Origin of the sequence: Streptomyces sp. NBC_00513 (assembly GCF_041431415.1) — a bacterium.
In the GTDB taxonomy this organism is placed as follows: Bacteria; Actinomycetota; Actinomycetes; order Streptomycetales; family Streptomycetaceae; genus Streptomyces.
Genome location: NZ_CP107845.1, coordinates 2256113 through 2281049, shown reverse-complemented (window position 1 = coordinate 2281049; position 24937 = coordinate 2256113). Strand labels below are relative to the sequence as shown.

The 24937-nt window shown below is 73.4% G+C and carries 19 protein-coding genes; 11 read left to right on the top strand and 8 right to left on the bottom strand.

Annotation, left to right across the window (positions count from 1 at the left end):
- Positions 1-43 precede the first annotated feature (43 nt).
- Both OHA84_RS10755 and OHA84_RS10750 read right to left on the bottom strand, forming a co-directional pair.
- Positions 44-502 carry a PaaI family thioesterase gene (locus OHA84_RS10755; protein WP_053684883.1) on the bottom strand — a complete coding sequence of 153 codons (459 nt, stop codon included), beginning with the start codon at positions 500-502 and terminating at the stop codon, positions 44-46.
- Between the two features lie 58 nt (positions 503-560).
- A complete protein-coding gene (locus tag OHA84_RS10750; protein ID WP_266946931.1) occupies positions 561-2831 on the bottom strand; it encodes an FdhF/YdeP family oxidoreductase in 2271 nt (756 codons plus the stop codon).
- Between the two features lie 174 nt (positions 2832-3005).
- Here OHA84_RS10750 and polA point away from each other — a divergent pair, with 174 nt between their 5' ends.
- Positions 3006-5726: a DNA polymerase I gene (polA, locus tag OHA84_RS10745; RefSeq protein ID WP_266946929.1), complete on the top strand. Its 2721-nt coding sequence runs from the start codon at positions 3006-3008 to the stop codon at positions 5724-5726.
- A gap of 34 nt (positions 5727-5760) precedes the next feature.
- Here polA and OHA84_RS10740 read toward each other — a convergent pair whose 3' ends face one another.
- Complete coding sequence (locus tag OHA84_RS10740; protein ID WP_053684879.1) at positions 5761-6618, bottom strand: DUF4184 family protein; 858 nt, start codon at positions 6616-6618, stop codon at positions 5761-5763.
- A gap of 216 nt (positions 6619-6834) precedes the next feature.
- Between OHA84_RS10740 and OHA84_RS10735 the strand changes: the two genes are divergently transcribed.
- The 3 genes from OHA84_RS10735 (at position 6835) to OHA84_RS10725 (ending at position 9397) form a co-directional block, all read left to right on the top strand.
- Positions 6835-8193 (top strand): lytic transglycosylase domain-containing protein, encoded by a 1359-nt coding sequence (locus tag OHA84_RS10735; RefSeq protein WP_266972003.1) that lies wholly within the window; start codon positions 6835-6837, stop codon positions 8191-8193.
- Positions 8194-8272: 79 nt separating this feature from the next.
- Positions 8273-8413, top strand: coding sequence for an SPW_0924 family protein (locus tag OHA84_RS10730; protein WP_107089279.1), 141 nt, complete (start codon positions 8273-8275; stop codon positions 8411-8413).
- A gap of 12 nt (positions 8414-8425) precedes the next feature.
- Positions 8426-9397 (top strand): DUF3068 domain-containing protein, encoded by a 972-nt coding sequence (locus OHA84_RS10725; protein ID WP_053681526.1) that lies wholly within the window; start codon positions 8426-8428, stop codon positions 9395-9397.
- A 29-nt stretch (positions 9398-9426) separates the two neighbouring features.
- Here the strand turns inward: OHA84_RS10725 and hrpB are convergent, their stop codons facing one another.
- Entirely contained in the window at positions 9427-11994 is a 2568-nt protein-coding gene (gene hrpB / locus OHA84_RS10720) for an ATP-dependent helicase HrpB (protein ID WP_266972004.1), read from the bottom strand.
- Positions 11995-11998: 4 nt separating this feature from the next.
- Complete coding sequence (locus OHA84_RS10715; protein WP_266972005.1) at positions 11999-12847, bottom strand: class I SAM-dependent methyltransferase; 849 nt, start codon at positions 12845-12847, stop codon at positions 11999-12001.
- Between the two features lie 410 nt (positions 12848-13257).
- On the opposite strand from OHA84_RS10715, the gene rpsA reads away from it, so the two are divergent.
- The 4 genes from rpsA (at position 13258) to OHA84_RS10695 (ending at position 17194) form a co-directional block, all read left to right on the top strand.
- Positions 13258-14778 carry a 30S ribosomal protein S1 gene (gene rpsA / locus OHA84_RS10710; RefSeq protein ID WP_053681532.1) on the top strand — a complete coding sequence of 507 codons (1521 nt, stop codon included), beginning with the start codon at positions 13258-13260 and terminating at the stop codon, positions 14776-14778.
- 299 nt (positions 14779-15077) lie between these two features.
- A complete protein-coding gene (locus OHA84_RS10705; RefSeq protein WP_053681667.1) occupies positions 15078-16016 on the top strand; it encodes a PAC2 family protein in 939 nt (312 codons plus the stop codon).
- 41 nt (positions 16017-16057) lie between these two features.
- Entirely contained in the window at positions 16058-16663 is a 606-nt protein-coding gene (coaE, locus tag OHA84_RS10700) for a dephospho-CoA kinase (protein WP_053681534.1), read from the top strand.
- 198 nt (positions 16664-16861) lie between these two features.
- On the top strand, positions 16862-17194 hold the full coding sequence (locus tag OHA84_RS10695) for a tetratricopeptide repeat protein (RefSeq protein ID WP_053681669.1): 333 nt from the start codon (positions 16862-16864) through the stop codon (positions 17192-17194).
- A gap of 50 nt (positions 17195-17244) precedes the next feature.
- On the opposite strand, the gene OHA84_RS10690 is transcribed toward OHA84_RS10695, so the two are convergent.
- Both OHA84_RS10690 and OHA84_RS10685 read right to left on the bottom strand, forming a co-directional pair.
- Positions 17245-17502 carry a DUF6343 family protein gene (locus OHA84_RS10690; RefSeq protein WP_053681672.1) on the bottom strand — a complete coding sequence of 86 codons (258 nt, stop codon included), beginning with the start codon at positions 17500-17502 and terminating at the stop codon, positions 17245-17247.
- Positions 17503-17557: 55 nt separating this feature from the next.
- Positions 17558-18169 carry a hypothetical protein gene (locus OHA84_RS10685; protein WP_266946910.1) on the bottom strand — a complete coding sequence of 204 codons (612 nt, stop codon included), beginning with the start codon at positions 18167-18169 and terminating at the stop codon, positions 17558-17560.
- A 140-nt stretch (positions 18170-18309) separates the two neighbouring features.
- Here OHA84_RS10685 and OHA84_RS10680 point away from each other — a divergent pair, with 140 nt between their 5' ends.
- From OHA84_RS10680 to OHA84_RS10670, 3 genes are all read left to right on the top strand, one after another.
- Positions 18310-19704, top strand: a complete 1395-nt coding sequence (locus OHA84_RS10680; RefSeq protein ID WP_266972006.1) for a helix-turn-helix transcriptional regulator — start codon at positions 18310-18312, stop codon at positions 19702-19704.
- 153 nt (positions 19705-19857) lie between these two features.
- Entirely contained in the window at positions 19858-22704 is a 2847-nt protein-coding gene (locus tag OHA84_RS10675; RefSeq protein WP_266972007.1) for a DEAD/DEAH box helicase, read from the top strand.
- Complete coding sequence (locus tag OHA84_RS10670) at positions 22701-23906, top strand: SWIM zinc finger family protein (protein WP_266972008.1); 1206 nt, start codon at positions 22701-22703, stop codon at positions 23904-23906. Before OHA84_RS10675 ends, OHA84_RS10670 begins: the two co-directional genes overlap by 4 nt.
- 367 nt (positions 23907-24273) lie before the next feature.
- Here OHA84_RS10670 and OHA84_RS10665 read toward each other — a convergent pair whose 3' ends face one another.
- Positions 24274-24828: an HAD domain-containing protein gene (locus OHA84_RS10665; RefSeq protein ID WP_053681545.1), complete on the bottom strand. Its 555-nt coding sequence runs from the start codon at positions 24826-24828 to the stop codon at positions 24274-24276.
- Between the last annotated feature and the right edge of the window lie 109 nt (positions 24829-24937).

Below are 24937 nucleotides of genomic sequence, written 5' to 3'. Positions count from 1 at the left end.
ACCGGCGCCGGGAAGCGCACAACGGCCGGTGACGGAAACGCTGTTACGAGTCCGTGTCGCGCAGGAGGCAGGTGAGGCGGGCGGTGCAGACGCGCTTGTCCTGGTCGTCGGTGATGACGATCTCGAACGTGGTGGTGGAGCGGCCCTTGTGTACGGGCGTGGCGACGCCGGTGACCAGCCCGGAGCGGACGCCCCGGTGGTGGGTGCAGTTCAGGTCGACGCCGACGGCGACCTTGTTGATGCCGCCGTGCATCATCGCGCCGATCGAGCCGAGGGTCTCGGCGAGGACGGCGGAGGCGCCGCCGTGCAGGAGTCCGTAGGGCTGGGTGTTGCCCTCGACGGGCATGGTGGCGACCACCTTGTCGGCCGAGGCCTCCAGGATGCGGATGTCCATGCGTTCGCCGAGGTGGCCCGCCGAGAACAGCGAGGGCAGGTCGATGCCCATGGCCGTGTACTCGTCGAGGACCTCCTGCGGGAACTTCACAGCGTGCTGCTCGCCCATGGGCCGGCTCCGTTCGTGTGTCAACGTTCGTTAACCATCTTGTCCTGGAGTCGTTCTATCAGGCCGGTTCGAAGCGCACGACGACGGACTTGCTCGCGGGGGTGTTGCTGGTGTCCGCGGTGGAGTCGAGGGGGACCAGCACGTTGGTCTCGGGGTAGTAGGCGGCGGCGCACCCGCGCGCCGTCGGGTAGTGGACGATCCGGAAGCCGGGGGCGCGCCGCTCCACGCCGTCCCTCCACTCGCCGACGATGTCGGTGTACGCGCCGTCGACGAGACCCAGCTCGGCCGCGTCGAGCGGGTTGACCATGACGACGCGACGGCCTCCGGTGATGCCCCGGTAGCGGTCGTCGAGGCCGTAGATCGTGGTGTTGTACTGGTCGTGCGAGCGCAGGGTCTGGAGCAGCAGCCGCCCCTCGGGGACACGGGGGTACTCCACGGGCGCGGCCGTGAAGTTCGCCTTGCCGGTCTTCGTGGGGAAGCGGCGCTCGTCGCGCGGGGCGTGCGGCAGCCGGAACCCCTCGGGGCGGGCGGCGCGCGCGTTGAAGTCCTCGAAGCCGGGGACCACGCGGGAGATCCGGTCGCGGATGGTCCCGTAGTCCCGCTCGAACTCCTCCCACGGGGTGGCCGAGGCCGCGCCGAGGACCGCGCGGGCCAGACGGGCCACGATGGCGGGCTCGGAGAGCAGGTGCGGGGAGGCGGGGGCGAGGTTGCCCCGGGAGGCATGGACCATGCCCATGGAGTCCTCGACGGTGACGAACTGCCTGCCCGCCGCCTGGACGTCCTTGTCGGTGCGGCCGAGCGTGGGCAGGATCAGGGCGCGCCGGCCGGTGACCGCGTGGGAGCGGTTGAGCTTGGTGGAGACGTGGACGGTCAGGGAGGCACGGCGGATAGCGGCCTCGGTGACGGCGGTGTCCGGGGTGGCGCCGACGAAGTTGCCGCCCATGGCGAAGAGGACCCTGGCCTCGCCGTCGCGCAGCGCCTCGATGGAGCGGACCACGTCGAAGCCGTGCCGGCGGGGCGAGGTGATCCCGAACTCCCGGTCGAGGGCGTCGAGGAAGGCCGGCGCGGGCCGCTCGAAGATGCCCATGGTGCGGTCGCCCTGGACGTTGGAGTGGCCGCGGACGGGGCAGACACCGGCGCCGGGCCGGCCGATGTCGCCGCGGAGCAGGAGGAGGTTGACGACCTCGCGGATGGTGGCGACGGAGTGCTTGTGCTGGGTGAGGCCCATGGCCCAGCAGACGATCGTCCGCTTCGAGGCCAGGACCATGGCCAGGGCGCTCTCGATCTCCGGGCGGGTGAGGCCGGTGGCGGTGAGGGTCTCGTCCCAGTCGGTCTTCGCGGCCGCCGCCGCGAGGTCCTCGTACCCGTGGGTGTGCTCGCGGATGAACTCCTCGTCGGTGGCGCCGTCGGTCTCGATGACGAGCTTGTTGAGGAGCCGGAAGAGGGCCTGGTCGCCGCCGATGCGGATCTGGAGGAACAGGTCGTTGAGGGCGGTGCCGCGAAGCATGCCGAGGGGGGTCTGCGGGTTCTTGAACCGCTCCATGCCGGCCTCGGGCAGCGGATTCACCGAGATGATCTTCGCGCCCGCGGACTTGGCCCGCTCCAGGGCGGAGAGCATGCGCGGGTGGTTGGTACCCGGGTTCTGCCCGGCCACGATGATCAACTCGGCCTGGTGGAGATCCTCCAGGGAGACGCTGCCCTTGCCGATCCCGATGGTCTCGTTCAGCGCCGAGCCCGAGGACTCGTGGCACATGTTGGAGCAGTCCGGCAGGTTGTTGGTGCCGAACTCGCGGGCGAAGAGCTGGAAGAGGAACGCCGCCTCGTTGCTCGTGCGCCCCGAGGTGTAGAAGAGGGCCTCGTCGGGGGAGCCGAGCGCCGTCAACTCCTCCGCGATGATCGCGAACGCCCGCTCCCAGCTCACCGGCTCGTACCGGTCGCCGCCCTCGGGCAGCAGCATCGGCTCCGTGATCCGCCCCTGCTGCCCCAGCCAGTAGCCGGAGCGCCCCTCCAGGTCGGCGAGCGGGTGCGCCGCGAAGAACTCGGGCGTGACCCGGCGCAGCGTGGCCTCCTCCGCGACGGCCTTCGCGCCGTTCTCGCAGAACTCCGCGGTGTGCCGCTTGTCGCCCTCGGGCCAGGCGCAGCCCGGGCAGTCGAAGCCGTCCTTCTGGTTGACCTTGAGGAGGGTCCGCGCGGTCCGGGCCAGGCCCATCTGCTGCTGGGCGATCCGCAGCGTGTGCCCGATGGCCGGCAGCCCGGCGGCGGCACGCCCCGGGGGCGCGATCCGGGGCGAGTCCTGTACGGGATCACCTGCGGGCGGCTTGGTGGCCATGTCGCTCCCCTTCGAGCATCGCAGCGGCGCCGCTGCGTCCATCCGAGTAATCCTCCGATCCTGTCACGCCCGCGCCCGCCCGCCGACGGTGCGACCGCCCCGCCCCGCCCGCTGCGGGGGCGGGCGACACCGGCCCGGCCGGAATTGTCGGAGCGGACGCCTAGGATCGGGGGCGTGGCAGATTCAGCATCGAAGAAGACCGACCAGACGACCGCAGCGGACCGCCCCCGCCTGATGCTCATGGACGGGCACTCCCTGGCGTACCGGGCGTTCTTCGCGCTGCCCGCGGAGAACTTCACCACCGCGACCGGCCAGCCGACCAACGCCATCTACGGCTTCGCGTCGATGCTGGCGAACACGCTGCGCGACGAGGCGCCCACGCACTTCGCGGTGGCGTTCGACGTGTCCCGCAAGACGTGGCGCTCGACGGAGTTCCCCGAGTACAAGGCGAACCGCTCCAAGACCCCCGACGAGTTCAAGGGGCAGGTCGAGCTGATCGGCGAGCTCCTCGACGCGATGAAGGTGCCGCGCTTCGCGGTCGACGGCTTCGAGGCCGACGACGTGATCGCGACCCTGGCGACGCAGGCGGAGGCCCTCGGCTTCGACGTGCTCATCGTCACCGGGGACCGGGACTCCTTCCAACTCGTCTCCGAACACACCACCGTCCTCTACCCGACCAAGGGCGTCTCCGAGCTGACCCGCTTCACCCCGGAGAAGGTCGAGGAGAAGTACGGCCTCACCCCGCAGCAGTACCCCGACTTCGCGGCGCTGCGCGGAGACCCGTCGGACAACCTCCCGGGCATCCCCGGCGTCGGCGAGAAGACCGCCGCCAAGTGGATCACCCAGTTCGGCTCGTTCGCGGAACTCGTGGAACGCGCCGACGAGGTCAAGGGCAAGGCCGGACAGAACTTCCGCGACCACCTCGACGCCGTCAAGCTCAACCGGGTCCTGACCGAGATGGTCAAGGACGTCGAGCTTCCCCAGACCCCCGCCGACCTGGGCCGCACCGCCTACGACCGGTCCGCCGTCACCGGCGTGCTGGACGTACTGGAGATCCGCAACGCCTCGCTGCGCGAGCGACTGCTCGCCGTGGACCCGGGCGCGGCCGAGGAGGAGCCGCCGGCCCCCGTCGCCGCCGTGGAGCTGGACGCGTCCGTACTGGGCACCGGCGAGCTGGCGCCCTGGCTGGAAACCCACGCGGGCGGACCGCTCGGAGTCGCCACCGTCGACACCTGGGCGCTCGGCCAGGGCGACGTCGCCGAGATCGGGCTGGCCTCGGCGGGCGGCGCCGCCGCCTGGTTCGAGCCGTCCTCGCTCGACGAGAGCGACGAGCGGGCCTTCGCGGCCTGGGCCGCGGACGCCGCCAAGCCCAAGGTGGTGCACAACGCCAAGGGCCTGATGCGGGTCTTCCCCGAGCACGGCTGGACCCTCGCCGGCGTGACCATGGACACCGCGCTCGCCGCGTACCTGGTCAAGCCCGGCCGCCGGTCCTTCGCACTGGACGTGCTGTCCATGGAGTACCTGCACCGCGAGCTGGCACCCGCCGCCGCCGACGGCCAGCTGGCCTTCGGCGCCGACGACACCGCCGAGGCCGAGGCGCTGATGGCGCAGGCCCGCGCGGTCCTCGACCTGGGCGACGCCTTCACGACGAAGCTGGCCGAGGTGGGCGCCGTCGAACTGCTCCACGACATGGAGCTGCCCACCTCCGAACTCCTGGCCCGCCTGGAACGCGCCGGCATCGCCGCCGACCGGGACCACCTGGAGGGCATGGAGCAGCAGTTCGCGGGCGCCGTGCAACAGGCCGTCAAGGAAGCGCACGCCGCCGTCGGCCACGAGTTCAACCTCGGCTCGCCCAAGCAGCTCCAGGAAGTCTTCTTCGGCGAACTGGACCTGCCCAAGACGAAGAAGACCAAGACCGGCTACACCACCGACGCGGACGCCCTGGCCTGGCTCGCCGGCCAGACCGACCACGAACTCCCCGTGATCATGCTGCGGCACCGGGAACAGGCCAAGCTCCGCGTCACCGTCGAAGGCCTGGTCAAGTCCATCGCCGCCGACGGCCGCGTCCACACCAGCTTCAGCCAGACCGTCGCCGCGACCGGCCGACTGTCCTCCACCGACCCGAACCTCCAGAACGTGCCGGTGCGCACCGACGAGGGCCGCGCCATCCGCCGCGGCTTCGTCGTCGGCGAGGGCTACGAGTCGCTGATGACGGCCGACTACAGCCAGATCGAACTGCGCGTCATGGCCCACCTGTCCGAGGACGAGGGCCTCATCGAGGCGTTCGCGACCGGCGAGGACCTCCACACCACCGTCGCCTCCCAGGTGTTCGGCGTGGAACGCTCCGAGGTCGACGCCGAGATGCGCCGCAAGATCAAGGCCATGTCGTACGGACTCGCCTACGGGCTCTCCGCGTTCGGGCTCTCCCAGCAGCTGAACATCGAGCCCGGCGAGGCCCGCGGCCTCATGGAGACCTTCTTCGAGCGCTTCGGCGGGGTCCGCGACTACCTCCAGCGCGTCGTCGAGGAAGCACGCGCCACCGGCTACACCGAGACGGTGCTGGGCCGCCGCCGCTACCTGCCCGACCTCAACAGCGACAACCGGCTGCGCCGCGAGGCCGCCGAGCGGATGGCGCTGAACGCCCCCATCCAGGGAACCGCCGCCGACATCGTCAAGGTCGCGATGCTGCGCGTCGACAAGGCGATCACCGAGGCCGGGCTGACGTCGCGGATGCTGCTCCAGGTCCACGACGAAATCGTCCTGGAGATCGCCCCCGGCGAGCGGAAGAAGGTCGAGGAGCTGGTGCGCCGCGAGATGGGCGCCGCCGTCGAACTCCGAGCCCCGCTCGACGTGTCCGTGGGCGTCGGCCCCGACTGGGAGTCCGCCGCGCACTGACCCCGCGCACGGCCACCGCGACCGCCCGTTCCCGTCACGCCACGGGGGCGGGCGTTCGCGCGTCCTCGTCCTCGTCGGAGTGCCGGTCGCCCCGCCGGCGCAGCCGCACCAGGGCCCCGTACAGCAGCAGCGCCACGATCAGACCGCCGCCCGCGCCGAAGCAGACGGTCGGGATGATGTCGAGCGGCGTACGGATCCGGTCGAAGAACGTGAAATAGCGGATCACCCGCATCGTCACCCCGACGGCCACGCACCCCACGACGAGGGCGAGCGCACCCCAGACCTCCGACCGGCCGAGCACCGGCACCGACGGCGGAACGGGGGAGAGCGGCAGCCGGCGCAGCGCCGTCACCGTGAACCACAGCAGCGCGCACGCGGCGAACGCCGAAGTGCCGTACTGGAGATACGAGTAGAGCGGCAGCCCGAAGGCGAGGGGCTCGCCGAGCGACGGCAGCGCGTTCGTGCCCCACCGGTCCAGGTGCGTGAAGCTGTCCCACACCACGTGGGTGAGGGACCCGAGGACCGCCGACAGGTAGAACCACGGTGCGAGCGAGGGCAGTCGACGGCCCCGCCCCCAGTGCTCGCCCCGCACGAAGGTGTACACGCGCCCCCGCCAGGCCCGAGGCAGCAGCGCGACCAACGGTTCGCGCAGCAACAGCCAGCACGCCGCCAGCGCGGCGGTGAGGACGGCGTCGGCCGTCAACACCCCCGGGATCGAGTGCGTGAAGTCCCCGTACCGCATGACGCCGCCGACGATCGCGTCCAGGAAGTAGAAGGTGTCGGGCGCGAACGAGCCGAGGACCAGGGCGCAGGCGACGAGCGGCCCCCGCGCCCGGCCGGTCCGGCGGACGGCCGGAAGGACGGCAGCCGCATGGCTGAGGGTGAACGGCATGGCGCCTCTCCTGGTCCTCGATGACCTCCCGGACCTGCCCGGGAGGCGTCCCGGCTTCGGTTCTTTACTTCGGTCAATGCGCGCGGAACGGTCCGCACAGTATGCGTGACCTGCGCAGGGTCGTGGGGAAGTGGTGAATTCGGCGCACTGGTAGGTGTCTTGTGCAGCCGGTTGACGTAGGGTCACGCGCACGTCGAGGGGGAGGGGGGTCGGCTCATGCCGTCTCGAATATCGGCCCGGTTCGGACGCGGGCCGCGCAAGGGCGCGGCCGCCGCCGTGATCTCCGCGCTGGTGATCGCCGCCGTGAGCGCCTCGCAGGGCCCGGCCGTCGGGAGCGAGGACCGGGTGAGCGCGGCCGACGCGACCACCACGCGCCCCGGGGGAACCGCCACACCGAACGACGCGGGCGGCGACTCCAGCTACTACACCGAACTGCCGCCCCTGATCAGCCCGGAGCCGCCCGCGCTCCTCCTGCCGGCGCAGGACGCCCCGACCGCTTCCCCGCGGCCTGCACCCACGACCGAGGTCCCGCGCACCGAACCCGTCGCCCTCGGCGACGGCGAGGGCGTGCGGGGAATCCCGGCGAGCGTGCTCGCCGCGTACCGGTTGGCCGAGGCCGAGGTGGCGCGGACCGACCCCGGATGCGGGCTGCGCCGGGAACTCCTCGCGGCCATCGGGAAGGTCGAGTCGGGTCATGCCCGCGGCGGCCGGGTGGACCCCGCCGGCACCACGCTGCGGCCGATCCTGGGGCCCGTGCTCGACGGGAACGGCTTCGCGAACATCTCCGACACCGACGGCGGCGCGCACGACGGCGACGCACGGTACGACCGGGCGGTCGGGCCCATGCAGTTCATCCCGTCGACGTGGGCGGCATGGGGCCAGGACGCCGACGGCGACGGCCGGCGCAACCCGAACAACGTCCACGACGCGGCGCTCGCCGCCGGCCGCTACCTCTGCGCGGGCAACCGTGACCTGCGGGTGGGCGCGGACCTGGACCGGGCGGTGCTCTCCTACAACAACTCCGGGGAGTACCTGCGCACGGTGCGGTCCTGGTTCACGTACTACCTGAAGGGAACGCACGAGGTCCCGGACGGCTCAGGCTCCGGCGTCGGCGCGACCGAGCCGGCGGTGACGAACCCCCGCCCGGCCCCGGCCGCGACCCCCACCCCGAAGCCGACGCCGACCCCCACCCCGAAGCCGACCCCCACCCCGAAGCCGACGCCCTCGCCGACCCCGACCCCGACGCCCAAGCCGACGCCCACCCCCACTCCCAAGCCGACCCCGACGCCCACTCCCACTCCCACGCCGACCCCGACGCCCACTCCCACTCCCACGCCGACCCCGACGCCCACGCCCACCCCCAAGCCGACGCCGACCCCTACTCCCACGCCGACCCCCACACCGACCCCGAAGCCGTCACCCACGCCCACTCCCACCCCGAAGCCCAGTCCGACGCCCAGTCCTACGGCGAGCGCCGGCCCCACCGCGTCCCCGAGCGCGAGGCCCACCGCGTCCCCGACGGCCACGGTGAAGCCGCGCCCGACCCCCACCCGGCCTGCCGCGGAAACCCCGTAGCCGAACGGTTCTCATCTCGCCCCCGCGTTGCTACGGTGCCTCCTCCCTGACGCCCCATCAGATACCGGAGGCCCCCGGCATGCGCGCTCTCGTCGCCGCCGCCATCGGGCTGGTCGCCGCGCTGGCCCTCGTCCTCGCCATCACGGCGTTCGGGGTGCCGGACGGCACGACCTCGCCCAAGCCCCTGCTCACCACCGCGCCCACCGCGCCCGGAAAGTAGAGGAGGCCCGCCATGCGACGCAGAGCGAGCCTCGTCCTGCTTGCCGCCGCCGTGTTCTGCGCGGCCCTCGCACCGCTGATGCGCTGGTACGCGTACCCCCGGCTCGCCAAGATCCCGCCCGGGCAGTACCAGGAGATGGTCCTGGAGGCCAAGGGCGCGACCCTTCTCGACTACACCGCCGGCATGACGCCCAAGAAGGTCGACAAGGTCACCATCGTCCAGACCCTCAAGGGCAACGTCGAGGCGTCGAAGGAGATCGAGGCGAGCGCAGGCAAGGACGTGGTCGTCTGGGACACCCTGACCCACATCATGGGACCGGACGGGAAGATGGTCTCCCAGATCCCCGAGCGCTACGTCTTCGACGCCCACACCCAGGACCCGGTGCACGCCACCGGCGAGATGGTCGACGGGGACCCGGTCAAGCGCGAGGGCATCGAGTTCAAGTGGCCGTTCTTCACCGAGCCCCGCGATTACCTGTACTTCGACGCGCAGACCCGCGGCTCCTCGCCGATCCACTACGTCGGTCCGCGCACCTTCAAGGGAATGGACGTCTACTACTTCGAGCAGACCATCCCGTGGACCAAGGTGGCGCTGCCGAAGAAGATGCCGATCGAGGGCATCGACCCGAAGACGTTCGAGCAGAACACCGGCACCAGCCTCTGGTACACGGCCAAGGCGATGTTCTGGGTCGACCCGGTGACCGGGGCACCCGTCAACGCCGAACAGGACATCCGGCAGGAGATGCGCGGCGGCATCGCGGCCGGTGCCCAGGACGGCAAGCTCACCGTCTTCGCCGGACACGTGACGATGCGCGAGGACTACGCCGAGTACACCCGCGAACTGGTCGCCGCGAACCGCGTCAAGGTCCTCGCCCTCCACACGTACGCCCCCCTCGGCCTCGCGGTCGGCGGGCTCGCCCTGTTCGGCCTGGCCCTGTGGCTGGAGGCGCGCGCCCGCCGCCCCGAGGAACCGGTCGGCGCCTGACCCGACCAAGCAGTGCCCGACCCGACCGGTCAGCGCCTGAGCCGGGCGTTGGTGTGTCGGGTCGGCTCGGCCGTCGCCGGATCCTGCGGCCACGGGTGCTTGGGGTAGCGACCGCGCAGCTCGGCGCGAACGGCCTGGTAGCCACCGGCCCAGAAGGACGCCAGGTCGGCGGTGACCGCCGCCGGCCTGCCGGCGGGCGACAGCAGATGGACCAGTACGGGCACCCCCGCCACCCGGGGCGTCTCGGCCCACCCGAACAACTCCTGGAGCTTGACCGCCAGCACCGGCTGCTCGCCCGAGTAGTCGACGCGGACGCGTGAGCCGCTGGGCACCTCGATGCGTTCCGGCGCCAACTCGTCGAGCCGGCCGGCCTCCCCGCCGGCCCAGGGCAACAGCCGGTTCAGCGCCTGCCCGGCATCGATCCGGCCCAGGTCGGAGCGGCGTCGGGCCCGGGACAGCTCGGGCTCCAGCCACTCGTCGGCCCGGTCCACCAACGCCGAGTCGTCGGCCACGTCGGGCCACGCGCCCCCGAGCGCCCGGTGCAGGAACCCCAGCCGGGCCCGCAACGCCCGCGCGTCCTGCGACCAGCGCAGCAGACCCAGCCCCTCCGAGCGGAGCCCGTCGAGCAGGGCGCCCCGCACGAGCGCCGGGTCCGGGCTCTTCAACGGGCGCGCCGCGAGTTCGATCGCCCCGAGCCGGGTGACGCTCCGGGCCACCAGGTCACCGTCCTCCCAGCGGACCTCCTCGCCCGACCGGAAGAGGTGCCCCGCCGCCGCGCGGGCGGTTTCCTCGTCGAGCGGCGCCGCGAGCCCGACCCGCGCCGACGCCGCGTGCGGCGGCCGGTCCGCCACGGCCACCGCCAACCAGGGCGCGCTGCGCAGCCCGGAGCCGTCACCGAGCGCGGCGGCCGTCCCCGACGCCATCAGGAAGGCGCCCTCGCCCCTGGCCCGCGCCACCCGCTCCGGGAACGCGAGCGCGGCCACCAACCCGGCGGCGGCGTCGTCGGAGAGCGGACCCCGCCCCACCGGACCCCGCCCGAGCGGATCCCCCACCGGTACGGCGGCCTCCCGCGACGCCGAGGAGCCGGGCTCCCGCGCGGCCCGCTCCAGCCGACGGACCTCCGTCCGCCACCGGTGGCCGTACGCGTCCCCGCCCTGCCGGGCCCGCCGCCAGGCACCGGCCAGATCGTCCCCGTACTCCCGCGGCGGCTCCTCGCTCAGCAGGGCCACCAGCTCCGCCGCCCGCCGGGCACCGAGCGCGGCCGCGCCGTCCAGCAGCGCACGCGCCAACCGCGGGTGCAGCCCGAGCCGGGCCATCCGCAGCCCGCGCCCGGTCGGCCGCCCGGCGGAGTCCACCGCGCCCACCGCGCGCAGCACCTCCCGCGCCGCGCCCATCGCCCCGGCCGGCGGCGGATCCGGCAACGCCAGGCCTGCGGCGTCCGGGTCTCCCCAGCAGGCCGCCTGCAGCGCGAACTGCGCCAGGTCCGCGATCCGGATCTCCGGCGCGGGAAACGCGGTCAGCCGCGCGTCCTCGGCCTGCGACCAGCAGCGGTACACCGCCCCCGGCGCCTCGCGGCCGGCCCGGCCCGCCCGCTGACGACCCGCCGCGCGCGAAGCCCGCACCGTCGCCAGGGCGCCCAGCCCCCGGGCGTGGTCCACCCGGGGCTCGCGGGCCAGCCCCGAGTCCACGACCACCCTCACACCCGGCACGGTCAGGCTCGACTCCGCGACCGCCGTCGCCAGGATCACCCGGCGGTGCTCCGCCGGCCGCAGCGCCGCGTCCTGGACGGCCGCCGGGGCGCGACCGTGGATCTGCACCACCTCCGCGTCGACCCCGCCCAGCTGCCCGGCCACCCGGCCCAGCTCACCGACGCCCGGCAGGAAGCACAGGACATCGCCGGAACGTTCCGCCAGCGCTCGCCGCACCACCGACGCGACGTGCGTCAGCTGCGCCGGATCCACCCGCAACCCGTGCGGCGGCCGCACGGGACGCGCCGGCGGCGCCCACACGACCTCCACCGGGTACGAGACGCCGGCCGTCTCCACCACCGGCGCGCCGCCCAGCACCCGCGACCACCCGGCCGCGTCGGTCGTCGCCGAGGCCGCCACCAGCCGCAGCTCCGGGCGCAGGGTCTCGCGCACGTCCACCAGGAAGGCGGCGACCGTGTCGGCGTCCAGATGGCGCTCGTGGCACTCGTCCAGGATCACCACGTCCACCCCCGCCAGCTCCTGGTCCCGCTGGAGCCGCTGGAGCAGGACACCCGTGGTCACCACCTCCACCACCGTGTCGGGGCCCACCACCCGCTCCCCGCGCACAGTGAAGCCCACCGAACCGCCGACCGTCTCGCCCAGCAACCACGCCATCCGCCGCGCCGCCGCCCGCGCCGCGATCCGACGCGGCTCGGCCACCACGACCCGACGCGGCGGCCCGCCCCCGGCCGGGTCCGTCAGACCCGCCAGGACCAGCGGCACCAGCGTGGTCTTGCCGGTGCCCGGCGGCGCGCACAACACCGCCGCGCCGTGCCCGTCCAGGGCGGCCACGAGCGCGGGCACGGCGCCCCGTACGGGGAGGGAGTCGAGTTCGGCGCGGCGGATCAAGGGATCAGTCCCTTTCGCAGACGAAGATCGCGGTGCCGGGGATCAGGTTGCCGCGCAGCGGGGACCAGCCGCCCCACTCCTGACTGTTCCACTCGGGCCACTGCGGCTCCACCAGGTCCACCAGACGGAACCCGCCCGCGACCACGTCCCGGACCCGGTCGCCGATCGTGCGGTGGTGCTCCACGTACAGCGCCTCGCCCCGCTCGTCCTGCTCGACGTACGGGGTCCGGTCGAAGTAGGAGGCGGACACCGACAGCCCCTCCGGCCCGGGCTCGTCGGGGAACGCCCACCGGACGGGGTGGGTCACGGAGAAGACCCAGCGGCCGCCGGACCGCAGCACGCGGTGCACCTCCCGCATCACGTTCACCGGGTCCGCGACGAAGGGGACCGCCCCGTAGGAGGAGCAGGCCAGGTCGAAGGAGCCGTCGCGGAAGGGCAGCCGCCCGGCGTCGGCCTCGACGAGGGGGATGTCGTCCCCGATCCGCAGGGCGTGCTGGAGCTGGCGGTGCGAGAGGTCCAGGGCGACCGGGCGGGCCCCCTGGGCGGCCAGCCAGCGCGAGCACTGGGCGGCGCCGGCGCCGATCTCCAGGACGTCCCGACCCGCGAGGGAGGCGGCGGGCCCCAGGAGCCCGGCGTCGGCCTCGTCGAGCCCCTCCGGGCCCCAGACGAACCGGTCGTCGCCCAGGAACGCGCCGTGATCGCTCTGGTACTCGTCGGCGTTGCGGTCCCACCAGCTCCGGCTGGCGCGACTGCTCTCCGCCTCCGACGCGTCACGGCGCGTGGCCTCGGCGTCGTCCCCGGCGCCGCCGTCGGCTCCGAGCACTTCTTCGTGGGCGTAGTCCTCTTGGTTCATGGGGCCCGTCGTCGTAGTCTGCGAATGTCTGGGTGGCTGCCGTGGTGGCCGCGGGCGTCCGCCGACGCGCGCGCACCTCCGCGGACGTCTCGCGATTCGTTCGGGAAACCCCATCGGGGCCTGCCCGCACACGAATTGTGCCGGTTATGCGGCGATCCGCCCGGGGTGTGCGCCTTCGCGCATTGACCCTGCTGGGCTGCCCCCGTATGCTACAAGTTGCGCTGCGAGCCTGTGCTCCTCAGACCTAGCAGGCTGCGCTTGCATCTGTTGATGTCCCCTCGGTTTTCGAGGCCCTGCCGCCACAGCGGAAGAGGGGCCTCCTTGGCTGTCCGGCTTAGGCAGATGCCGATAAGGGCTCCCGGCGTAGCAGTACCTACGACTTTCTGTCCGTAACCGGAGCCCTTTCCCACATGACGAGCAGCACCGAGACCACCGCCACCACCCCTCCGCAGGTAGCGGTCAACGACATCGGCGACGCGGACGCGTTCCTCGCGGCCATCGACGAGACGATCAAGTACTTCAACGACGGCGACATCGTCGACGGCGTCATCGTCAAGGTGGACCGGGACGAGGTTCTCCTCGACATCGGCTACAAGACCGAAGGCGTGATCCCGAGCCGCGAGCTCTCGATCAAGCACGACGTCGACCCGAACGAGGTCGTCAAGGTCGGCGACGAGATCGAGGCCCTGGTTCTCCAGAAGGAGGACAAGGAAGGCCGTCTCATCCTGTCCAAGAAGCGTGCTCAGTACGAGCGCGCCTGGGGCACGATCGAGAAGATCAAGGAAGAAGACGGCATCGTCACCGGTACCGTCATCGAGGTCGTCAAGGGTGGTCTCATCCTCGACATCGGCCTCCGCGGCTTCCTGCCGGCCTCTCTCGTCGAGATGCGTCGCGTCCGCGACCTCCAGCCCTACGTGGGCAAGGAGCTCGAGGCGAAGATCATCGAGCTGGACAAGAACCGCAACAACGTGGTCCTGTCCCGCCGCGCCTGGCTCGAGCAGACCCAGTCCGAGGTTCGCCAGACGTTCCTCACCACCCTGCAGAAGGGTCAGGTCCGCTCCGGCGTCGTCTCCTCGATCGTCAACTTCGGTGCCTTCGTGGACCTGGGCGGCGTCGACGGTCTCGTGCACGTCTCCGAGCTCTCCTGGAAGCACATCGACCACCCGTCCGAGGTCGTCGAGGTCGGTCAGGAAGTCACCGTCGAGGTCCTCGACGTCGACATGGACCGCGAGCGTGTCTCCCTGTCGCTGAAGGCGACGCAGGAAGACCCGTGGCAGCAGTTCGCCCGGACCCACCAGATCGGTCAGGTCGTCCCGGGTAAGGTCACCAAGCTGGTTCCGTTCGGTGCGTTCGTCCGCGTGGACGAGGGCATCGAGGGTCTGGTCCACATCTCCGAGCTGGCCGAGCGCCACGTGGAGATCCCGGAGCAGGTCGTCCAGGTCAACGACGAGATCTTCGTCAAGGTCATCGACATCGACCTTGAGCGTCGCCGGATCTCGCTGTCGCTGAAGCAGGCCAACGAGTCCTTCGGTGCCGACCCGGCGTCGGTCGAGTTCGACCCGACCCTGTACGGCATGGCCGCGTCCTACGACGACCAGGGCAACTACATCTACCCCGAGGGCTTCGACCCCGAGACCAACGACTGGCTCGAGGGCTTCGACACCCAGCGCGAGACGTGGGAGCGCCAGTACGCCGAGGCGCAGGTCCGCTTCGAGCAGCACCAGGCCCAGGTCATCAAGAGCCGCGAGGCCGACGAGGCCGCCGCTGCCGAGGGTGCTGCCGCCCCCGCCGCCGGTGGCAACGCCGGTGCCGGTGCCGGTGTCTCCGGTGGTTCGTACTCCTCCGAGGGTGCGGACGAGACCTCCGGCGCCCTGGCGTCGGACGAGGCCCTTGCCGCCCTGCGCGAGAAGCTGGCCGGCGGCCAGAGCTGATCGCAGCAGCGCGTCACGCCCTCGCGCCTCGGCGCGAGAGCGGGCTGAGCTGAGCTGAACGACAAGGCCCGTCCCCTTCGAGGGGGCGGGCCTTGTCGCGTTTCCCCGTCGGCACGGCTTTCCCTGTCGGCACGGCTTTCGTCGTCGGCACGGCGCTTCACCGGGCCCGCATCCGGGCATCCATCCCGCGCGGTGCGGGAGTTCGCGGCATTGCGTTCTCGTGAAGGCGGCCAACTGGGGAATGGTGGCGCCTCCTTGGACGTTCTTGGCAGAGAACACGGCGAGGAGGAGTGGTGGCGGTGCTTGATCCACAGGGTTTGTACGAATGGGACGCCAAGGGCCTGGCGGTGGCCGACATGGCGTTGGCCCAGGACTCGGCCGGGCTGGTCATGCTCTACCACTTCGAGGGGTACATCGACGCGGGTGAGGCCGGCGAACAGATCGTCGAGCGACTCCTCGACACCCTGCCCCACCAGGTCGTGGCCCGCTTCGACGCGGACCGACTGGTGGACTACCGGGCCCGGCGCCCGCTCCTGACCTTCCAGCGCGACCACTGGGCGGAGTTCGAGGAACCCAAACTGGAGGTGCGCCTGGTCCAGGACGCCACCGGCGCGCCGTTCCTGCTGCTCTCCGGGCCCGAACCCGACGTCGAGTGGGAGCGCTTCGCGCTCGCCGTCCGCCAGATCGTCGAGCGGCTCGGCGTCCGGCTCGCCGTCAACTTCCACGGCATCCCGATGGGCGTTCCGCACACCCGGCCCGTCGGCATCACCCCGCACGGCAACCGGACCGACCTGATGCCCGGACACCGCAGCCCGTTCGACGAGGCCCAGGTGCCCGGCAGCGCCGAGTCACTGGTCGAGTTCCGACTCGGCCAGTCCGGACACGACGTGCTCGGGGTCGCCGCCCACGTCCCGCACTACGTCGCCCGCTCCCCGTACCCGGACGCGGCGCTGACGGTGCTGGAGGCGATCACGGCGGCGACCGGACTGGTCCTGCCCGCCGTGGCGCACGCCCTGCGCACCGAAGCCCACCGCACGCAGACCGAGATCGACCGTCAGATCCGGGAAGGCGACGAGGAACTGGTCGCCTTGGTCCAGGGCCTGGAGCACCAGTACGACGCGGCCGCCGGCGCCGAGACCCGCGGCAACATGATCGCCGAGCCGGCCGAGATCCCGTCGGCGGACGAGATCGGGCGCGAGTTCGAGCGATTCCTTGCGGAGCGTGAGGGTGAGGGCTGAACCCGGCCCGTCCAGGGCCCGGGCCGTCTAGGCTGCCGAGCATGCTGAAAGTAGGACTGACAGGCGGAATCGGCGCCGGCAAGAGCGAGGTCTCGCGACTGCTGGCGGGGTACGGGGCGGTCGTCGTCGACGCGGACCGCATCGCCCGCGAGGTCGTCGAGCCCGGTACACCCGGGCTCGCGGCCGTCGTGGCGGCGTTCGGGGAATCCGTGCTGACCCCCGAGGGGACGCTGGACCGGCCGCGACTGGGGTCGCTCGTCTTCACCGACGCGGAGAAGCTGCGAACGCTGAACGCGATCGTGCACCCGCTCGTCGGGGCACGGTCCGCCGAACTGGAGAGGGCCGCGGGCGCCGACGCGATCGTCGTGCACGACGTACCGCTGCTCACGGAGAACGGCCTGGCGTCCCTCTACGACCTGGTCGTCGTGGTGGACGCGTCGCCCGACACCCAACTGGCCCGGCTGACCGCACGGCGCGGCATGACCGAGGACGAGGCGCGGTCGCGGATGGCGGCGCAGGCCACCCGCGAACAGCGGCTGGCCATCGCCACGCTCGTCATCGACAACGACGGGCCGCTGGAGGCGCTGGAACCACAGGTGCGCAAGGTGTGGGAAGAACTCACCGCACGGGCCGCCGCCGGGGAGTGAGTGGCGGGTGGTGCGGGAAGGACCCTCCGGCGCGTGCCGGGCGCCCGGGAACAGCGGGCGCGGGCAAGGGCGTTGAACGTGTCCGCAGAGGGAAGGAAAGACATCGTGTCCGACACCACGCCGCCGCAGCCGCCGTCCGCCTCGTCCGCCTCGTCCCCCTCGGGCTCTCCCGGCTCCGCGAGCCCGGAGACGCACGTCATCGACTACCGGGCCGCCGAGCGACTGTTGGCCGCCCGTGACCCGCGCGGAGCCGTCCGACTCCTCGACTCGGTCATAGCCGCCCACCCGGAGAACACGGGCGCCCGGCTGCTGCGGGCGCGGGCCTTCTTCGCGGCGGCGCAACTGCGTGCGGCCACACTCGAATTCGAACTGGTGCTGGAGCGCGAGCCGGACAACGCGTACGCCCACTTCGCGCTCGCCCGGACCCACGAGCGGTCCGGGCGGCGCGAGCAGGCCCGCAAGCACTTCAGGCTGGCCGCGGCCCTCGATCCGCAACCCGAGTACCTGGCCGCGGCCCGCTTCGAGGAGTGAGCGACCTTCGCAGGCGCCGACCTCCGCCGGGGCCGACCCCGGCCACAGCACTAGGTCCGGGGAGGCTCGTACGGAGGGACACCGGGGCCCGGCTGGTAGTGCGGGCCCTGGTGGATGTGGTGTACCACCACCGCCAGGTCCACCGCCGCCAGCAGGACGATCACCCCGCAGGCCGCCGCCCACCCGGGACGACCGACCAGCGAGAACGCGGCCGTCCCGGCGGCGGCCCAGATCAGCCCCCACAGACTCAACCAGAACCGCAGCCGCAGCGGGCTGCGGGCGGTCACCGGCTCGTTACCGGAACGCATGGCCATCGCCTCGAATCGTCGGAGGCCTCGCATCCATGGTCCCACCACCGGCCGGTCAGGGGTTGAGCTTGTTCACCGCCGTCGTGGTCGTCTTCTTGAACGCGGGCACGGGCGCGTCGCCCAGATCGCCCATCTGGCCCCACTTCACGACGGTCACGGTCACGCCGTCACGGCCGATCCCGTACAGGTGTACGCCGGGCTCGGAGTCCGGGACGGAGGTGTGCACCCCGTAGACGTGCGCGCCTTCCTCGACGGGCAGCTTCCCGTAGTCCTGCCAGGAGGCCGTCCCACCCGGAGTCGTCCGCAGCCAGTCGGCGGCGCAGGCCGCGACCTTGCGCTCCAGGGCGGTCGCGAGCTTGGCGGCCGCTGCGTTCGAGGCCGTCCGCACGGAGATCTGCGTCGCGCCGGTGTCGTAGTCGGTGCCGAAGTCGCGGTGCCAACTGCCGGCCGCGGGCAGAACCCCCTCCAGGCAGAACGGGGCGAACTCGGGCAGGCCCTTGGTGACCTTGCCGGCGTACCAGGGGGACGAGGGGTGCGGCGGCAGGTCGGCGCCGCCCAGGAAACCGGGCGCCGCGGCGGCCGCGGTGGCGGTGGCCGAGGTGGCGAGGAGCAGCGCGGCGGCGGCGGTGGCGGTGGTCGCGAGGGCGGTGCTGAAGCGTCGGAGCATGGTGGTCGGGTCCCCGTTTCCGGTCGGTGTGGCTGTCGGTGAAGAGCCTCTACCCGGGGCGGGACGGCACGCGACGGATTGGGGCGGTTTCGGGACGCTGGAACGCCCTTATGGCCTTCCACCTGGGGGAACATGCCAGGGTGGAACGGATTCACGGGACGGGGGGCGTCGTGGGCGAGGCGGAACGGTCGGCGGAGGCGGAGAACTTCGCACGGCTCATGCGGGAACTGAAGGAGCGTGGGGGGCTCAGTTACGGCGTCCTGGCACGCCGGCTGCACACCAGTACCTCGACCCTGCACCGGTACTGCAAGGGGGAGGCGCTCCCCGCAGAGTTCGCGGTGGTGGACCGGTTCGCCCGCGCCTGCCGGGCCGGGCAGGAGGAGGCGCTTGAACTGCACCGGGCGTGGCTGCTGGCCGACGCGCGTCGCCGGGCACCGGCGCAGGCGGTCGCGGTGGCCTCGACGCCGCCGTTGCCCGTGACCGTCCCCGTGCCGGTGCCTCCGGCGGCCGTCGAACGGAAGCCGTCGCCCGAGCCGGACCCGGTGGGCGCGAGGGCTCCGGGGGTGGGGTCGCCCTGGTACCGCAGGCGCGCGGTGGCGGTCGCCGGCGCCGGACTCGCGGTGGGCGCGGTGGCGGTGGCGGTCCTCGCGGCGGCCGGGCCCGAACGGGGCAGGGACACGGCCGGGGCGACGGGGGCGGCCACCGCGGCGGGGACGGGCGCACCGGCCGCGACCCTGCCGTCGACCCGGCCCTCGTCGTCCTCTTCCTCGAACGCCTCGGGCGGGCCGGCCCCGTCGGCGTCCCCCTCCGCCCCGGCCTCGCCCTCGGACCCGGCCGCGGGGTCGGACCCGACCGGCGACCCGGTCCCGCGGACCCCCACCGCACAGGCACCCCCGGCGGGCGGCGGGGCTCCGGCCGCTCCGGCCGCGCCGCTGCGGGCGGCGGTACGGTCCCACGTGTGGGCCGCCGGCTGCGATCACGCCTACCTCTCCCCCCGGGAACCGGCGGCCGTCCCCCCGCCCCCCGTGGAGGCGGACGCCGCCGCCTGGGCGCGGTCCCAGGGGGCCGTGCACGCGGGGAGCCAGATCGTCGAGATCACCGTGCACGGCACGGGGGAGGGGGCCGTGGTCCTCCAGGGCACGGACGTCCGGGTGGCCGCCCGCCGCACCCCGCCCGCCTGGAACGTCTACCAGATGTCCCAGGGCTGCGGCGGGGGACTGACGCCGGCCACGTTCGCGGTCAACCTGGACGCCCCGAGGCCGCTGGCCCGGCCCGTCGCGGGCAACGACGCCGGGGAGGCGATCCCCGCGCCCACGTTCCCCATGCGGGTCTCGGCCGCGGAACCGGTCGTCCTGCGCGTGGAGACGGCCACCACCGGCTGCGACTGCGACTGGTACCTCGACCTGCGCTGGACCGGTCCCGCGGGCTCGGGCACCCTGCGCCTGGACGACGCCGGAAGTCCCTGGCGCACGAGCGCCCACCCGAACCGCCCGGTGTACGGATTCGCCACGGAGCGGTCCCGCTGGTCCCGCTGAGACGGGCACCCGTGCCGGGCCCGCCCCGGCCCGGCCGCCGGCGCCCCGCGCGGGCCGCCGGCCACCGCCCGGCCGGGGCACCGGCGCTGTCAGTGGCCCCACCTAGACTCGACGGCAGACGCGACCGCCGACACCGGGAAGGGAGGATCCACCGTGACGCCGCCACCGCCGCCACCGGCGGACCCCCTCGTCCCGCTGTTGCGGCACGCCTGCGTGTTCCTCCCCGACGCCGTCCCCCGCCGGGGCCGGCTCGTCTTCTGGGCACCCGACGGCGCGCCCCTTCCCGAGGTCGGGACCCCGCATCAGCTGAGCGTCGTCCGCCCGCACGGCAGCGGGGTGCGCGCCCGGACCGTCCCGGCCGTGGCCCTGCCCGTCGTCGACGCGCTGCCACTGCTGGTCCGGGCGTCCCGCGACCCCGCCGCGGTCTGCGCCCCCGCCACGCGGGCCTGGGCCACCGCCGCCACCCAGGCACTCAGCCTGGTCGCCCGCGGCCGACTGCTCCCCGGAGTGACCGCCGAGGGCGTCGACGCCTGGCGGGTCGGCCCGCTCGACTCCGAGGACATCGCGTACGTGCGCGCCGTCGCGGCCGCCCTGCCCCACGAGTCGTACGCCGCCCCGCTCGCCGGCCGCCGCCCGGTGACGCTCCCCGAACCGGAGGCCCTGGTCCGGGCGTTCCTGGACGCCGTGGCCGACGGCCTGCCCCGTACCCCGGCCGCCCCGGTGGCCGCCGGGCGGCCGTTCGCCGCGTCGGAGCCCCAGCGGGTCCCCGGGATACGGGAGTGGGCCACCCAGGTCGCGGCCGGCGCCGACACCGGGGTGGGGATCTCGCTGCGGCTCGACCTGTCCTCCTTCCGCCTGTTCGACGAGGCCGAGCCCGAGGACGTGCGGCGCGCCGGGGCCGCCGTGGTCCAGGTCCACAGCCTCGCGGACCCGACGCTCGTCGCCGACGCGGACGCGCTCTGGGCCGGCACGGCCGCCGCCGGGTTCGGTCCGCGGGCGCGGATCGACGCCGTGCTCGCCCTGCGCCGGGCCGCCCGGGTGTGGCCGCCGCTGCTGCGCCTGCTGGACCAGCCGGTGCCCGACGCCCTGGCCCTGTCGGATCCGGATCTGGAGGACCTGCTCGGCGCCGCCGCGACCCGGTTGGCGAGCGCCGGGGTCCTGGTCCACTGGCCGCGCGAGTTGGCCCGTACGTTGTCCGCGACCGCCGTGGTGCGGTCCACCGCGCCCGGCTCCGCCACCGACGGCACGGCCTTCTTCGACGCGGGGCAGCTCTTCGCCTTCTCGTGGGAACTCGCCCTCGGCGGTGACCGGCTCACCCCGGGGGAGATGGACGCGCTCGCTCAGGCGCACCGGCCCGTGGTGCGGCTGCGCGACCAGTGGGTGCGGGTGGATCCCGAGCTGGTGCGCAAGGCCCGCAAGCGGGAACTGGGCCTGTTGGACCCGGTGGACGCGTTGGCCGCCGTGCTGACGGGGACGACCGAGGTCGAGGGCGAGCCGGTGGAGGCGATCCCGGTGGGGGCGCTCGCAGCACTGCGGGAGCGACTCACGGGCGAGCTGGCTCCGTTGCCGCAGCCCGCCGCGTTGAAGGCCACCCTGCGGGACTACCAGGCGCGCGGTCTGGCCTGGTTGGACCTGATGACCTCGCTCGGTCTCGGTGGTTGCCTGGCCGACGACATGGGCCTCGGCAAGACGGTGACGCTGATCGCGCTGCACCTGCACCGGGACCGGGCCGAGCCGACCCTCGTCGTCTGCCCGGCCTCGCTGCTGGGCAACTGGCAGCGGGAGATCGAGCGGTTCGCCCCCGGCACCCCGGTCCGCCGGTTCCACGGCGCCGGCCGCAGCCTCGAAGGGCTGGACCGGGCGGGCGGGTTCGTGCTCACCACGTACGGGACGATGCGCGCCGGCGCCGCCCGCCTGGCCGAGCAGCGCTGGGGCATGGTCGTCGCGGACGAGGCCCAGCACGTGAAGAACCCGCATTCGGCGACGGCGAAGGCCCTGCGCACCATCCCCGCGCCCGCCCGGGTGGCGTTGACGGGCACCCCCGTGGAGAACAACCTCTCCGAGCTGTGGGCTCTCCTCGACTGGACCACGCCCGGGCTGCTGGGCCCGCTCACCACCTTCCGGGCGCGCCACGCCCGACCGGTGGAGCACCAGCAGGAGGAGGACGGCGGCAACGACGAGGCGGTCGCCCGACTCGCCGCGCTGGTACGGCCCTTCCTGCTCCGGCGCAAGAAGTCCGACCCCGGCATCGCCCCCGAACTCCCGCCGAAGACGGAGACCGACCACCCGGTGTCGCTCACCCGGGAACAGGCCTCCCTGTACCAGGCGGCGGTGGACGAGGCGATGGCCGTGATCGAGACGAGCGAGGGCATCGAGCGACGCGGGATGATCATGAAGTTGCTGGCCTCGCTCAAGCAGATCTGCAACCACCCCGCGCAGTACCTCAAGGAGGAGCGGCCCCGGATCCCGCACCGCTCGGGCAAGCTCGCGCTGCTGGACGAGTTGATGGACACGATCCTGGCCGAGGGCGGCTCGGTGCTGATCTTCACGCAGTACGTGACGATGGCCCGCATCATCGAGCGGCACCTGGCGAACCGCGGCATCGCGCACCAACTGCTCCACGGCGGCACGCCGGTGGCGCGCCGCGAGGAACTCGTGGACCGGTTCCAGGCGGGCGAGGTGCCGGTGTTCCTGCTGTCGCTGAAGGCGGCGGGCACCGGTCTGAACCTCACGCGCGCCGGACACGTCATCCACTTCGACCGCTGGTGGAACCCCGCCGTGGAGGAGCAGGCCACCGACCGCGCGTACCGCATCGGCCAGACCCAGCCCGTGCAGGTGCACCGGATCATCGCGGAAGGCACCGTCGAGGACCGGATCGCCGAGATGCTGGAGGCGAAGCGGGCCCTGGCCGATGCCGTGCTGGGCTCCGGCGAGTCCGCGCTGACCGAGCTCTCCGACCGTGAACTGGCCGACCTGGTGTCCCTGCGGAGGCCCGAATGATCACCGCGCGGGACGATCGCCGGCGCACCTTCGAGACCGTGCCCGCCGGGCTGGAGGCGACGACCTGGTGGGGTCGGGCCTGGGTGGTCGCGCTGGAGGAGCGCGCCCCCGACGCGGCCCGCCTCGTACGGGGGCGCGCCTATGCCGCCGAGGGCCACGTCGACGCGGTGACGATCACCCCGGGTCGGATCGTGGCGTACGTCCGGGGGAGCAGGCCCCGCCCGTACCGCACCGAACTGGCACTGCCGGCCTTCGCGGACGCCGAGTGGGGCGAGGTCCTGGAGACGGTGGCCGCCGACCCCGCGGCTCTCGCGGCCCTGCTGGAACGAGAGGTCCCGGAATCCCTCGCGGAGACGATCCTGCCGGGACCGGGCGAACTGCTCGCGCGGTGCTCCTGCCCCGACGTGGGGCGTCCGCCGTGCAAGCACGCGGCGGCCCTCTGCTACCGGGCGGCCCGACTGCTCGACGAGGACCCGTTCGTGCTGCTGCTCCTGCGCGGACGCGGGGAGCGGGAACTACTGGAGGAGCTGACCCGGCGCAACGCCGCCCACGCCGCCCGCGAACAGCCCGACACCACCCCCGACTTCCCCGGGATCCCCGCCCGCGCGGCGGTGGCCCGCACCGTGCTGCCCCCGCTGCCGGCGCCGATGCGCGCCCCGGCCGCCCCCGGGCTGCCGCCCGCCTACCCGGCCGACCCCGCCGCGCCCGACCCGCTCGCCCTGGACCAGCTCGCGACGGACGCGGGCGCCCGCGCCCTCGCGCTGCTGGCGACCGGCGAGGACCCGATCGCCGGCCTCACCCTGTGGCAGGACGCCGTCCGACTGGCCTCCGCGCACCCGACGGCCGGCCTGACCGGCGTCGCCCGCACGCTCTACCGGGACCTGGCCCGCGCCACCGGCCGGACCACCACCGACCTCGCCCGGGGCGCGGCCGCCTGGCGGCAGGGGGGCCTGCCGGGCCTGTCCGTGCTCGACGAGCCCTGGGACCCGCCGGCCGGCCCCTTCGACCGGGCGCGCCCGGCCCTGCTCGCCGCGGGCCGGGGCCTGTACCGCCCCGACCGCAACCGCCTCACCGCCGGGACCCGTCAGCTCCGGCTCGGCCGCGAGGGACTCTGGTACCCCTACGAGTCCCGCCTCGACGACGCCGACTGGTGGCCCTCCGGCCGCCCGTCCACGGACCCGGTGGCGGCCCTGCAACGCTGAGGGCCCTGACGGAACCGATGCCTCCGGGCAGATCAGACGCCCGCGGACGCCGTCCGGCGGTATCCGGCCGAAACGGTCCGGCGTCGGGGTCCGGCCGACGTCGTCCCGAGCACGGTGGTGCGGCTCGACGAGGTCCGGCCGCCGCGTCGGGGCCTCGGTCCGTGGCGTCCGGGCGCGGTGTCGGGGTGTCGGATCGCGACGACGGGGTGTAGGCCCGTGGCATCCGTGTCGCGGCGCGGGTCGTCAGGCCGGGGCGTCGGGTCCTGGCGTCGCATCGTGGCGTGGCGCGGTCAGGCCCGGGCGTCGGTCCGTGCGGGCGGGTCAGGCCGGGGCGTCGGTCCGTGGCCTCCGGTCGCGGCGCGGCTCGTCAGGCCGGGGCGTCGGGCCGTTCGAGGTGCGTCGCCCAGCGGGTGAGCGCGGCGAAGTCGCGGTCGCGGAGCCCGTGGCGCGGATGGACGCGCAACAACAGGGCCGGGGCGGGGTGATGGGCGGCGACCCAGGCCCGGTCCCGCGGGTTGATCATGTCGTCGACCCAGGCGAACGGACGGCCCGCGGCCCAGGCGAGGAGCGGTCGGGTCTTCCAGGAAAGGCCGTCGGGATCGTGGGCGAAAAGCTCCGGCCACTCGATCACGGGGAGATCACCGGGCAGCCCGATGCGCGGGGCGATCATGGTGTTGGCCTGGTGCATCCAGGTGGTCGCCCAGGCGAGTTCGTAGGGCAGGGCCAGCAACCGGGCGCCGTGGGCGGGGTGCAGGCGGACCCGGAGCCCGCGCCGTGCGCTGCGCGAATCGGGGGCGCGGCGGGACATCCAGATCTCGGGACGCATCCGGTGGCTGTCGTACCCGCGCAGCCCGGCGAGCCGTGACCGGAAGGGGTTGAGAGGGCCGTCCACATCGAGGAGAAGCAGCGGGCTGTTCATCATGAGATAGGCATTACCCCGTACACGATGGGGTGAAATGCCCATCAGCGCTATAACCCGAATGGGGTTACGGCGTTGTTTCCGGTGCGGGTGAGTCGCCCGCGGACTTCTC